The organism is Sorangium sp. So ce693, from assembly GCF_051521375.1.
Lineage (GTDB): Bacteria > Myxococcota_A > Polyangia > Polyangiales > Polyangiaceae > Sorangium > Sorangium atrum.
Genome location: NZ_CP150347.1, coordinates 3,556,582 through 3,568,903 on the forward strand (window position 1 = coordinate 3,556,582; position 12,322 = coordinate 3,568,903).

Below are 12,322 nucleotides of genomic sequence, written 5' to 3' on the forward strand. Positions count from 1 at the left end.
GTCTATCGCGGGTCGCGCCGCCCTGGATGCTCCTTCTGCGACCGTGCGGTAGCGCCGTCGCGCCTCCGCCGCCGCGGCCGCTGCCGAGCTCGCACAGGCGGGCCGCGACATCGCGCACGGCGCGAGGGCGGGCCCGCCGAGCGGCCCGGCGCCGGGCGTTTCCGGGGGCGGCGACCGAAAAATCAGGCCGCGCGCGCTTGTGTCTCGACAGCGGCGCCGATCTCGCGAATAGGGCGGCTTCACAGGTTTTTCAGATGACCAGACGCATATGGCCCGGCACGCCCACCCCACTCGGCGCCGTCTTTGACGGCGAGGGCGTCAACTTCACGCTGTTCTCCCAGTCCGCCACCAAGGTCGAGCTCTGCCTCTTCGAGGCCGTCGACGATGTCGTGGAGCGCGAGCGCATCGAGCTCCCCGAGCGGACGGCCCACATCTTCCATGGCTACGTGCCGGGGCTCAAGCCCGGCCAGCTCTACGGCTACCGGGTGCACGGGCCCTACGACCCGCGCTCCGGGCAGCGCTTCAACCCGGCGAAGCTCCTCGTCGACCCGTACGCGTACGCGCTCGCCGGCGAGCCGAACTGGAAGGCGCCGCTCTTCGCCTACGACCGCGGGGGGCACCCCGAGCGCGGCGAGGGCGGCGCCGGCCGGCCCAAGGAGGCGGGCCGGGACGGCGCGGCGCCCGAGAAGGGCGAGGGCGGGCGCGGGGGCAAGACGGCGAGCGATCGCCGCGCTGCCGAGGCGCGCGGGAAGGACTCCACGCCACCGCCCCCGCCGGCCCCGCTCGACGACCTGGAGATCTGCCACCGCGACAGCGCCTGGGGCGCGCCGAAGTCCGTCGTCGTCGACCACCGCTTCGCGTGGGACGGCGACCGGCCGCCGGCGACGCGCTGGCAGGACACGATCCTCTACGAGGTCCACGTCAAGGGCTTCACCCAGCGGCACCCGGGCATCCCGGCGAACCTGCGCGGCACCTACGCCGGGCTCGCCTCCGAGGCGGCGATCGCCCACTTCAAGAAGCTCGGCGTGACGGCGCTCGAGCTGCTCCCCGTGCACGAGATGGCGAGCGAGCGCGAGATCTGGGAGCGCGGGCTCGTCAACTACTGGGGTTACAACACGCTCGCGTACCTCGCGCCCGCGGGCCGCTACTCGTCGAGCGGGCGGCTCGGTCAGCAGGTGACCGAGTTCAAGGCGATGGTGAAGGCGCTCCACGCCGCCGGCATCGAGGTGATCCTCGACGTCGTATACAACCACACCGCGGAGGGGAACCACCTCGGCCCGACGCTCTCGCTGAAGGGGATCGACAACTGGACCTACTACCGGCTCGTGCCGCACAACCCGCGCTACTACATGGACTTCACGGGCTGCGGGAACACGGTGAACACGCGTCATTACCAGACGCTGCAGCTGGTGATGGACAGCCTGCGGTACTGGGTGACCGAGATGCACGTCGACGGCTTCCGCTTCGATCTCGCGTCGGCGCTCGCCCGCGGTCACCATGACTTCGATCGCCTGAGCTCGTTCTTCGACATCATCCACCAGGATCCGGTCCTCTCGCGCACGAAGCTCATCGCGGAGCCGTGGGACGTGGGCGAGGGTGGCTATCAGGTCGCCAACTTCCCGGTCCTCTGGACGGAGTGGAACGACCGTTACCGCGACTCGGTGCGCCGCTTCTGGAAGGGGGATCTGCTGGCGGCCGACCTCGGGTATCGGCTCACCGGGTCGAGCGATCTGTATGCGTCGAGCGGGCGCCGCCCTTACGCGAGCATCAATTTCGTGACGGCGCACGACGGCTTCACGCTGAACGATCTCGTCTCGTACAACGAGAAGCACAACGAGGCGAACGGCGAGGGCAACCGGGACGGCACGAACAACAACCACAGCTACAACCACGGCGTCGAGGGCCCTTCCAGCGACCCCGCTGTCGTCGAGCTGCGCGAGCGCCAGAAGCGCAATCTCCTCGCGACGCTCATCCTCTCGCAGGGGGTGCCGATGATCAACGCCGGCGACGAGATCGGAAAGACGCAGCTCGGCAACAACAACGCCTACTGCCAGGACAACGAGCTCTCCTGGCACGACTGGGACCTCGACGAGCGGCGGAAGCAGCTCTTCGAGTTCACCTGCCGCCTCATCGCCCTGCGCCGGAGCCAGCCTGTGCTGCGCCGGCGGATGTTCTTCTCGGGCGGTTACGTGCACGGGAGCGGGCTCAAGGACATCGTGTGGTTCCGCCCCGACGGCGCCGAGATGACGCCGGAGGACTGGACCCACCCGAACGCGCGGGCGATCGGCTATCTGCTCGGGGGCGACGCCCTCTCGGCGCTCGGGACGCGCGGCGAGCCGATCTCCGGCGATACGCTGCTCGTGCTCATCAACGCGAACCACTCGCCGCTGGAGTTCGTGCTGCCGGCGATCGAGTTCGGCGAGCGGTGGGAGGTGCTCATCGACACCCGCACCGCCGGGGAGCCGGCGCGTACGGTGCCTGCGAGGGCAGGGGGAGAGCGCTACCTGCTCGTCGACCGGTCCGTGGCGGTGCTGCGGCTCCTGGAGCGCAAGGAGAAGAAGAAGGTCAAGCGGGTGAAGGCGCAGCGGGCGTAGTCGTCCCGACGCTGTGCGGCTGGCTGAGGTCGTACGAGCAGGCATACAAGCTCGCAAGGCTTACCCTGGACCTCTGCGCGTACCCTCGGCGCCAACCATCAACAAGTACAGCAGCGCTGCGCCTCGCGACGCTGCCGCGTGGGCCAACAGGCGCACGTGCGCGAGGAGGACGGGGTCTTCGCCGTTCAAAGGCATCGGCATTCGCGATACGCTGAGGGCATGTCGTCACCCCTCTCCTCAGGTCGTTGTCCCATGGACGCATCGACCGGTCCGGGAAACGGTGGCGGCACGAAGATCACCGGCGTGCTGCAGCCGCCCTCCCTCGGTCGACCGCCCGATTCCTCGGCGAGAGACGCCGCGCGCGACGCCACGACGCTGGGCGGGCAGCCTGCGCCGCTCGGTCCACCTGCTCCGGGCGGCGCAGGGCGGGACGAGGCGCGCGCCGCGCTCCTTCCGGGCCGCGTCGTGGCGGGGCGGTACCGGCTCGTGCATCCGCTCGGCCAGGGCGCGATGGGCGAGGTGTGGTGCGCGCACGACAGCGTCCGGCGCTTCGATGTTGCGCTCAAGTTCCTGGTGCTCCCGCGCCAGAACCTGGCCATCGACGCGATGGAGCGCTTCCGCTTCGAGGCGCAGGTCGCGGCCCAGCTCGGGCGGAAGACCGACTTCATCGTCACCGTGCACGACGCCGGCGAGGACGCCGAGGCAGGCCCGTACCTCGTCATGGAGTACGTGCGCGGCCGGTCCCTCCGGCAGCTGATCCACGAGCGCGGGCCGGTGCCCGCGGCCGAGCTGGCCGCGCTCCTCCGTCAGATCGGAGAGGCGCTCTCGGTGGCGCACGGCCTCGGGATCGTGCACCGCGACATCAAGCCGTCGAACATCCTGCTCCGCGAGGGGCGCGACGGGCGCCAGCGGGCCAAGGTCGCCGACTTCGGGATCGCCAAGTGGATCCGCCAGGATCTGGCGGCCGACTTCCCCCGCCAGACCGCGGAGGGCGTGGTGCTGGGCACGCCGGGCTACCTCAGCCCGGAGCACACGTGCGACGGGCACGCGGACCCGCACCTCGACATGTGGGCCCTCGCTGTGGTCGCGCACGTGGCGCTCACCGGCCAGCAGCCGTTCGCCGGCCGCACCATCGCCGATGTGCTCTCTTCCATCCTCCAGGGCGCGCGCCCCCCGCTGTCGACGCTGTGCCCCGGCGCGCCGCCGGAGCTGGAGACGTGGTTCGCGCGCGCCTTCGCGCTCGATCCGGCGGAGCGATTCCCCTCGATCTCGCCGATGATCTCCGCCTTCGTTGCCGCGGTCGGCGCTTCGGAGGCGGCGACCGCGCCCGCGCCCGCCGCGCCGGCGCGGCGGACGCGGCTGCACCTCGCTGCGGCTGGTGTCGTCGTGGCGCTCGGGCTGGGGCTCTCGCTCACCACCGCGCTGCCCGCGCAGCGCCTGGAAGCCGCCGCCGGGCTGCGGGCGATGAGCGGCGAGGTGCTCGCCGCCAGCCGCGGCGCTCTCGTGGCGCAGGCGCCCGCGGCGCCCCGGGCGGGCACGACCTCGACGGTTCCCGCGGCCGTGCCCGCGACAGCGCCGTCCCCCGTGCCGGCGCCTCCGGAGCCTGCACCGCTTTCAGCCGCGGCGCGCCCCGTCTCGATGTCTCCGGCGTCCACGGCGCGGTCAGCGGCGGCGCGCCCCGTCTCGGCTCCTCCTGTGCCCGCGCCGCGGCCGACCGCGGCGCGCCCCGGACGCGCGTCCGGCGCGCCGGTGAGCACCGGCAAGGCGCCCTCACGAAAGCGGACGACCGACGCAGGCGCGGGGAAGAGCGCGATCTTCTGAGCGTCGACCGCGAAGGGCACCTCGGCGCCACCTGGTGAATCCCCGCGGGGGCCTCGGTGCGCCGTGATCGTTGGGCCGGCCCGTCATCCAGCGGGCGCGCTGCCAGGGGTCGACCGCGGCCGAGCGAAGAGGCGAAAGAACGCTCGAGCCAGGCGCCTGTCGCCCTGGATCTCGACCGGCGCCTCCGCGAGCTTCTGGTCCCCGAAGACGACGGCCCGCAACGTGGCTGGGTCGGTCGCGATCACGGCGTCAGGCGTGCGCGGAGCGCCTCGCGTGATGGTGATGGTCGCGCGATCGACCTCGATCGAGAACCGCTCTTCGCCGAGCCTTAGCTCGTAGGTCGCGCGGAGATCGGCGGCCTCGCCCGCGACGAACGTCGCCTCGAGCGCGATCATCAGCGCATCGACGCTCAGGGCGCCCGCGGGCCGGACGGGCGATCGCGCGCCCCAGCGGCCGAGCTGCACGAGCAGCGGATGGAGCTCGCGGCCCCAGTCCGTGAGCTCGTAGGTCGGCGCGCCGACCTTGTGCCGCCGCACGACGCCGCCGCCCTCGAGCTCGCGGAGGCGCTGCGACAGCACGTTGGGGCTCGCGCCGGCCAGGCCGTCGCGGAGGTCCGTGAACCGCTTCGGACCGAGCAGGAGCTCACGCACGATGAGGAGCGCCCACCGCTCGCCGACGAGATCGAGCGCTCGCGCGATGCCGCAGGGATCCCCGTAGCTTCTCAGACCGGTCATGGCGGCCGCATCCTACAGCACGTGCGCATCACTTGCGAAAGAGGACCAAATGATCCTAGAATAGGACTAACGCAGAAGCGGACATCAGGAGGAACAGCATGCGCAAGCTCACCGTCTTCAACCAGATCTCGCTGGACGGCTATTTCTCGGACGGCCACGGCGACATGAGCTGGGCACATAAAGCGGACGAGGAGTGGCGCGCGTTCACCGAGGAGAACGCGCGCGGCGGAGGAGAGCTCGTGTTCGGGCGGGTCACCTACGAGCTCATGGCGAGCTTCTGGCCCACCCGCGCGGCGCTCGAGGCGGCCCCCGCCGTTGCCGAGCGGATGAACAGCCTGCCGAAGGTCGTCTTCTCGAGATCTCTCGACAGCGCGTCGTGGAACAACACGCGGCTCATCAAGGGCGATCTCGCGACAGAGGTGCGCAAGCTGAAGGCGGAGCCCGGGCCGAACATGGTCGTGATGGGGAGCGGCAGCATCGTCTCCCAGCTGACCGACGCGCGCCTGGTCGACGAGTACCAGATCGTGGTGAACGCGCTCGTCCTCGGCAGCGGAAGGACGCTGTTCGAGGGGGTCAAGGAGAGGGCGGACCTCCGGCTGAAGAAGACGCGCAGCTTCAGCAACGGGAACGTCGTGCTCTGGTACGAAGCGACTGTGTGACAGGGCCTGACGGAGGCGCGCTGCGGCCTCTCCAGCCGGCACCGTCCTTGAACCGGGCGGAGCAGCTAGCCGGCCAGCGACTCCGTCTGTGCAGCCGCGACCCACGCCGCGAGGCCAGGGTGCTGCCACATCGTCTCGGCGTACGCTGCCGCGGCGCCCGCGAGCGGGACGGCGTACGTGCGGAAGCGCGTGACCACCGGCGCGAACATGGCATCGGCGATCGTGAAATGCCCGAAGAGGTACTCCCCCTTCTGGCCATGGGCCCGCCGGCACTCGGTCCAGATCGACGTCACACGGTCGATGTCCGCGTCCACCGCGGCGTCGCGCGCGATCGGGGCGATCTCCCGGCGCAGATCCATGGACATCGCGTTGCGGAGCGCCGTGAACCCGGAGTGCATCTCGCTCGACACCGACCGGGCGAGCGCGCGCGCCGCACGATCGCCCGGCCACAGCCGCGCCTCGGGGAAGAGCTCGGCGACATACTCGCAGATCGCGAGGGAGTCCCAGAGGACAAGGTCGCCGTGCCGCAGCGCCGGCACGCGCCCCGAGGGGGAGCGCCGGAGGAGCGCTTCGCGCGACCCCGGCTGGTAAAGGGCGATGACCTCCTCCGTGAACGAAGCGCCGGTGTGCTTCAGCGCAAGCCAGGCGCGGAGCGACCAGGTCGAATACGTCCTCGTACCAAGATACAGCACCAGCGGTTCCATGACACCTCCCGTCGGCTCGCCGTCGGACGACGAACGCGCGGGTTTCTAACTCAGGCGCTGGCGTATGTCTCGTCCGATCTCACGGTAACCTGTGCGTCGCCCACGAGCTGACCGAAGTCCATCTTGAGGACGCGATCCGCCAGCCCGAAGTACTTGTCGTCGTGGCTGATGACGAGGATCGTCTTGCCGCTGGCCCTGAGCTCCGGGAGGATCTGGCGGTAGAAGACGTCCTTGAACACCGGATCCTGGTCCGCCGCCCACTCGTCGAACAGGTAGACCGGCCGGTCTTCCAGGTAGGCCGTGAGCAGCGCAAGGCGCTTTCTCTGCCCCTGCGACAGCGACGTCGTGGAGAGGACACCCCCCTCGACAGAGACCTTGTGGTCGAGCTGGAGGCGAGAGAGGTAACCCCGCGCGCGCTGGGTGAGCTCGGGAGAGTCGAGCCCGATCAGGCTCTCGAACAGGTGAAAATCGAAGAACACCACCGAGAAGAGCTCCCGGTACGCCTGCCGGTTCCTGTCGGTGATCGCCTCGCCGTCGAGCCGGATCTGGCCCGACTCGGGCGCGTAAAGGCCCGCGATCAGCTTCGCGAGGGTCGTCTTGCCGCTGCCGTTGCCTCCGACGAGGAAGATCAGCTCGCCGCGCCGCACGCTGAGGTGGATGGGGCCCAGCGTGAAGGTGTCGTCCTTTCCCTCGGACCTGTAGGCATGCGTGACCCCGGCGAGCTCCAGCCGCTTCCACCGCTCGGGGAGCGGGGCCCCTGCCTCTGCCCCGCTCGCCTCGACCCTGAGGCTCGCGCCGAGGTCCTCGACCTTCTGCACGGCGATGCCCGCGCGGCTCAGGGCCGGGAGCGCGCCGATGAGGACCTGCATGGGCGTCATCAGGTAGAGGAGGACGAGGGCGTAGCCGATCGACGCCTCGGAGCTCGCCTCCTGGAAGAGCGGCACGACGAAGAGCGTCACGCCGATGATGGTGAACACCATCCCCTGTCCCCACCCGTTCGCGGCGGTGAGCGCGACCATGCCGCGCAGGTTGCTCGCCTGGACGACGCCGGCCTCTCCCTCGAGCGACGTCGCGAGGAACGCCTCGCGGCGCCGCGCGTGGAGCTTCAGCTCCTTCACGCCGCGCGTGAGCGCGCGGAAGGTCTTCATCAGCTCCTCGGTGGCCTCGCGCGCGCGGCGGAAGTGCCGTGTCGCCCGGCTCATCGGGAGCTGATACCCGACGATCCCAAGGACGATGAGCGCCAGCACCGAGGCCAGCATGACAGGAGACATCCACCCCATGTAGAGCAGGCCTCCGACCACGATGACCAGGTTGATGCAGACGATCGGGATCTGCATCAGCGCGGTGGTGATCACGGGGACGTCGTCCGTGAGCGCGGTCAGCGCCCGTGACGGGCCGATCTCCTCGATCTGACGGAGGGGCGCGCCGAGGATCTTCCGGCAGATCTTCACCCGGAGATCGAAGAGCGCCCCCTGGCTGAGGCGCGTGAGCAGGATCTCCGAGTGGTAGCGGGCGAACGGGAGCAGCAGGCACACAGCGGCGAAGCTCCACATCACCGCGCCGCGCTTGCGCTGCAGCGCCTCGTTGATCAGCACGAGGAGCGCCGTGTTGCAGGCGCCGCAGAGCGCCCCCGCGAGGATCGCGAGGACGAGGATCCGCCGGGAGTAGCCGGCGACGAACGCGAGGAGCTTCATGGATGCTCGGTGGTGGTGGGGCGCTCTCCTCGCGCCGACGGGCCGCGGGCGGCCGCGACGAGGATCTGGCCGAGCGATATCCCGCCGTCGTTCGGCGGGACCAGCCGGTGGCAATACGGGGTGAGCCCCTCGCTCTTCAGGCGTCGGAGCGCGTTGATCAGGACGAACTCGTTCATGAAGACTCCGCCGCTCATGACCACGCGGCGCACGTCGAACTTGTCCGCCAGGCGCAGGCACACCGCCGCGATCACGTCCACGATCGTCGAGTGGAACCGGCGGCTGAGGTGCGCGGGCGTGGCGTCCGGCTCGTCGAGGGCGCGCAGGAGATCCCGGACGAGGGGCCGGTAATCGACCACGAGGCGGCCGTCCCGCTCGTCTATCCCGTACTGGAGCGGCGGCGCCGTCCCGAAGTCCCTGTCGAGCAGCGCCTCCATCTCGATGGCGGCCTGCGCCTCGTACTCGACCTCGTGGCAGATGCGGAGGAGCGAGGACACGCCGTCGAACAGCCGGCCCATGCTCGTCGTGGCCGTCGCGTTCAGCCTCCGCTGCGCCATCTTCACGAAGACGTCGCGGCGCTCCTCCGCGACGTCCATGAGCGCCGGGACGCGGATCCCGCCGAGCTCTTCCCCGAACGTCTCCACGAGCAGCGAGATCGCGACGCGGATGGGCTCCTTGACCGCCTTGTCGCCGCCGAGGAGGTACATCGGCCGGAGGTGGCCGGCGCGCACGAATTCACGGTAGTCGCCGACCAGGAACTCGCCGCCCCAGATGCTGTCGTCGAGGCCGTAGCCGGAGCCGTCGAAGATGACGCCGATCACCCGCTCGTTCAGCCCGTTCTCGGCCATGCAGGCGGCCATGTGGGCGTGGTGGTGCTGCACCGTCGCGACCTCCGCGCCAGCCTGGCGCTTCGCCGCCCGCGTGGAGCGGAACGCCGGGTGCATATCGCAAGCGACCGTGTCCGTCTGCACGGACAGGAGCCGCTGGACGTGCGACGAACAGTCGATGTGGGCGCCGAACGTCGCGTCGTTCTTGAGATCGCCGATGTGCTGGCTGATGAAGACCTGGTTGTCCTTGCCGACGGCGACGGTGGTCTTCAGCTCGCCGCCGAGGGCGACGACCGCACCGACGTCCTGCGGGAGGTGGATCGGATACGGCGCATAGCCGCGCGAGCGGCGGATGAACGAGACGAGTGGCGCGTCGAGCCCCTCCGCCTCCGTGAGCCGGACGACGGAGTCGTCGACGCGTGTCCGGATATCGCGGTCGTGCAGGACGAAGTAATCCGCGATGTCGCGCAGCTGCGAGAGCGCCGTGTCGTTGTCGAACGCGATGGGGTGTCCGGAGAGGTTCCCGCTCGTCATGACGAGGACGTCGAGCGCCGGGTCCTCGAGCAGGAGGTAGTGCAGCGGCGTCGAGGGCAGCATGACGCCGAAGCTCGGGTTCCTCGGGGCGATCGCCTCGGACAGGGCGCCTGGCCGCCTGCGCAGGAGCACGATGGGGCGCTGCCGGCTCTCGAGCAGCGCCCGCTCCGGGTCGCTGAGCGAGACATGGCGGCTCGCGGCCTCGGCGTCGGCCACCATGATCGCGAACGGCTTGGCGTCGCGGCGCTTGCGCCGGCGGAGCTCCCGCACCGCCGCCTCGTTGCGCGCGTCCGCGACGAGGTGGAAGCCGCCGAGGCTCTTCACAGCGAAGAGCGCGCCCTCGCGGAGCCGCTCGATGGCGAAGCGCACCGCGTCCTCCGCCTCGATCGGCGCGCCGAGCCGATCGGTGAGCGTGAGCCGGGGGCCGCACCCGGGGCACGCGTTCGGCTGCGCGTGGTAGCGCCGATCCTCGATGTCCTCGTACTCGTGCGCGCACGCGGGGCACATCGGGAAGCTCTTCATCGTGGTCTGCGGCCGGTCGTACGGCATGTCGCAGATGATCGAGTAGCGCGGCCCGCAATGCGTGCAGTTGATGAACGGGTAGCGGTGACGGCGGTTCGAAGGGTCCCTGAGCTCCCGTAGGCACTCGGCGCAGACGTCCGAGTCGGGCGGGATGAGCGTGTCGGTGCTGCGCAGATCCACGCTGCCGCGGATCTGGAAGTCGTCGTATCGAGGGGCGGGCTCGGCGAGCGCTTCCTCACGGACGCCCGTGATCCGGGCGAGCGGCGGCGGCGACTCGACGAGCGCGCGCAGGAACGCCTGGATCGCCTCGTCGCCGGCCTGCAGCTCGAGCAGCACGCCGCGGGAGTCGTTGAGGACCCAGCCGCGCGCCCCGACGGCGCGGGCGAGCCGGTGCACGAAGGGCCGGAAGCCGACGCCCTGGACGATGCCCGAGACCCGGAATCGGCGGGTCACGATCACCGGCCGCGCGTCAGCAGAGTCGGGGGAGTTCGGCTCCATAAAGCTCCTCGAGCAGGGTTTGAGTCCCATCGGGCTCGGTCATGGACACGACGGGCTCCGTCGCGGCCTTGACCTCCCCGATGACCGCCGCGTTGCGGCCGTAGGGGTGCGCGCGGAGGATCCCGAGCACGTCACCCGCCTTGTCCGCCTCCACGAACAGGCAGAGGCACCCCTCGTTGGCGAGGTGGATGAGGTTGATGCCGAGCATGTCGGCCGCCATGACCGCCTCCGGCAGCACGGGCAGCGCCGCGCGCGCGAAGGAGAGCTCGGCGCCCGACGCGCGGGCGAACTCGTGGAGGACGGCGCACAGGCCGCCGCGCGTCACGTCGCGGATGGCCGCCACGGCGCCCTGGGGCACGCCCTTGAGGACCGCGTCGATGAGCCCGTTGAGCGGCGCGCAGTCGCTCTGCACCCGCTTCTCGAAGCCGAGCCCCTCGCGCACGGAGAGCAGGTGGATCGAGTGGTTGCCGAGATACCCGCTCACGATGATCTTGTGCCCCGGCCGCACGGCGCGGCTCACGAGCGGCGGGCGCTCGAAGACGCCCACGCCGGCCGTGTTCATGAAGAGCCGGTCGGCCTCGCCCTTGCCGACGACCTTGGTGTCGCCGGCGACGATCTTCACGCCGGCCTCCCTCGCCGCGTCGCGCGCCGACTCGAGGGCTCGGACGAGCAAGGGGATCGGGAAGCCCGCCTCGATGATGAGGCCCAGGGTCAGGTAGAGGGGCCTCGCGCCGCTGACCGCGAGATCGTTGACGGTGCCGCAGACGGCGACCTTGCCGATATCGCCGTTGCCGAAGAACAGCGGCGTGACCACGAACGAGTCCGTGGTGACGGCGATCCGGCCGGTGGGCACCTCCAGGATCGCGCTGTCCTCCATCGCGCCGATGTACGTGTCGCCGAGCGTCGCGGCGATCCGCTCGACGAGCTCCCGGCTCAGGCGGGCGCCCGTCCCGTGGTCGAGGACGACCTCTTCGTTCTCTTTCGCGTGTTCTTTCGTCATGTGAGGCTCCAGCGTTGGCACCGCAGAGCTGCGGTGAGGTGGTGAAAGAGACGAGGCCGCCCGGCTCTGCGGCCTCGTCGTGCCGTGTCAGCCGAGCAGCTCTTCCCGGCTCGGCAGGTCGTCGCTCTGGCGCAGGCGCTTGATGATCTCCGCGCCGGGGGCGATCGCCGCGCAGTACGACGCCATCCACTCGAGGGAGCGCTTCTTGTCCTCCTCCTTGAGGGAGAACACGCCATCCTCGGGGACCCACACCTTGTACCCGCGGAAGAAGCCGTCCGCCGCCGTGGTCTGCACGCAGATCTGGGTCTGGATGCCCGTGACGAGGATCGTCTTGACGCCGAGCTCCTTCAGCTTGTCGTCGAGTGGCGTCTCGTAGAACCCGCTGTCGCGGTGCTTGACCATCACGATGTCGGACGGATGGACGAAGTCCTTGATCAGCTCGGCGTTGGGCGTGCCCTTGATCGCCGGGATGTCCTTCCCGCGGAAGCGGCGCTGGATCTGCGGATCGGCCGGATCGTTGATGAGCTGGAGGTGGACGACGACGTGCCCCAGGGCGCGGATGGCGCCGAGGAACATGTTGAACTGCGGCGCCACCCTGGAGAGGAGCTCGCGACCTCCCGGCATCTTGTCGATGAACTCGTACTGAAGGTCGTTGGTGAGCACTGCGATGTTGGGCATGATGATCCTCTTGGATTCGGTTGATGGATTCGAGACGAGTCAGTCAAAGGCCCTTGCCTG

General features: G+C 70.2%; 9 protein-coding genes. 3 read left to right on the plus strand and 6 right to left on the minus strand.

The genetic code is table 11. The features are described 5' to 3' along the window. The first annotated feature begins 254 nt into the window (after positions 1-254). Both glgX and WMF14_RS13680 read left to right on the plus strand, forming a co-directional pair. Complete coding sequence (gene glgX / locus WMF14_RS13675; protein ID WP_437801410.1) at positions 255-2,594, plus strand: glycogen debranching protein GlgX; 2,340 nt, start codon at positions 255-257, stop codon at positions 2,592-2,594. A gap of 252 nt (positions 2,595-2,846) precedes the next feature. Then, the gene (locus tag WMF14_RS13680) at positions 2,847-4,415 is read left to right on the plus strand and encodes a serine/threonine-protein kinase (protein ID WP_437801411.1); all 1,569 of its coding nucleotides are present in this window, start codon (positions 2,847-2,849) and stop codon (positions 4,413-4,415) included. Between the two features lie 83 nt (positions 4,416-4,498). Here WMF14_RS13680 and WMF14_RS13685 read toward each other — a convergent pair whose 3' ends face one another. After that, positions 4,499-5,149, minus strand: a complete 651-nt coding sequence (locus WMF14_RS13685) for a winged helix-turn-helix transcriptional regulator (protein ID WP_437801412.1) — start codon at positions 5,147-5,149, stop codon at positions 4,499-4,501. 98 nt (positions 5,150-5,247) lie between these two features. Between WMF14_RS13685 and WMF14_RS13690 the strand changes: the two genes are divergently transcribed. Next, positions 5,248-5,808 carry a dihydrofolate reductase family protein gene (locus tag WMF14_RS13690; protein WP_437801413.1) on the plus strand — a complete coding sequence of 187 codons (561 nt, stop codon included), beginning with the start codon at positions 5,248-5,250 and terminating at the stop codon, positions 5,806-5,808. Between the two features lie 65 nt (positions 5,809-5,873). On the opposite strand, the gene WMF14_RS13695 is transcribed toward WMF14_RS13690, so the two are convergent. The 5 genes from WMF14_RS13695 to WMF14_RS13715 all read right to left on the minus strand — a co-directional run bounded on the left by WMF14_RS13695 (position 5,874) and on the right by WMF14_RS13715 (position 12,262). After that, positions 5,874-6,500: a glutathione S-transferase family protein gene (locus tag WMF14_RS13695; protein ID WP_437801414.1), complete on the minus strand. Its 627-nt coding sequence runs from the start codon at positions 6,498-6,500 to the stop codon at positions 5,874-5,876. Positions 6,501-6,562: 62 nt separating this feature from the next. Then, entirely contained in the window at positions 6,563-8,206 is a 1,644-nt protein-coding gene (locus tag WMF14_RS13700) for a cyclic peptide export ABC transporter (RefSeq protein ID WP_437329110.1), read from the minus strand. Further along, positions 8,203-10,584 carry a carbamoyltransferase HypF gene (gene hypF, locus WMF14_RS13705; protein WP_437801415.1) on the minus strand — a complete coding sequence of 794 codons (2,382 nt, stop codon included), beginning with the start codon at positions 10,582-10,584 and terminating at the stop codon, positions 8,203-8,205. The genes WMF14_RS13700 and hypF overlap by 4 nt, the downstream gene beginning before the upstream one ends. Beyond that, a complete protein-coding gene (gene hypE / locus WMF14_RS13710; RefSeq protein WP_437801416.1) occupies positions 10,556-11,584 on the minus strand; it encodes a hydrogenase expression/formation protein HypE in 1,029 nt (342 codons plus the stop codon). The genes hypF and hypE overlap by 29 nt, the downstream gene beginning before the upstream one ends. Before the next feature lie 87 nt (positions 11,585-11,671). Beyond that, positions 11,672-12,262 carry a cysteine hydrolase family protein gene (locus WMF14_RS13715; protein ID WP_272103213.1) on the minus strand — a complete coding sequence of 197 codons (591 nt, stop codon included), beginning with the start codon at positions 12,260-12,262 and terminating at the stop codon, positions 11,672-11,674. Between the last annotated feature and the right edge of the window lie 60 nt (positions 12,263-12,322).

Coding starts and splice junctions, on each gene's coding strand:
- glgX (WP_437801410.1), top strand. CDS start 255: ATGACCAGACGCATATGGCCCGGCACGCCCACCCCACTCGGCGCCGTC.
- WMF14_RS13680 (WP_437801411.1), top strand. CDS start 2,847: ATGGACGCATCGACCGGTCCGGGAAACGGTGGCGGCACGAAGATCACC.
- WMF14_RS13715 (WP_272103213.1), bottom strand. CDS start 12,262: ATGCCCAACATCGCAGTGCTCACCAACGACCTTCAGTACGAGTTCATC.
- WMF14_RS13690 (WP_437801413.1), top strand. CDS start 5,248: ATGCGCAAGCTCACCGTCTTCAACCAGATCTCGCTGGACGGCTATTTC.
- hypE (WP_437801416.1), bottom strand. CDS start 11,584: ATGACGAAAGAACACGCGAAAGAGAACGAAGAGGTCGTCCTCGACCAC.
- hypF (WP_437801415.1), bottom strand. CDS start 10,584: ATGGAGCCGAACTCCCCCGACTCTGCTGACGCGCGGCCGGTGATCGTG.
- WMF14_RS13700 (WP_437329110.1), bottom strand. CDS start 8,206: ATGAAGCTCCTCGCGTTCGTCGCCGGCTACTCCCGGCGGATCCTCGTC.
- WMF14_RS13685 (WP_437801412.1), bottom strand. CDS start 5,149: ATGACCGGTCTGAGAAGCTACGGGGATCCCTGCGGCATCGCGCGAGCG.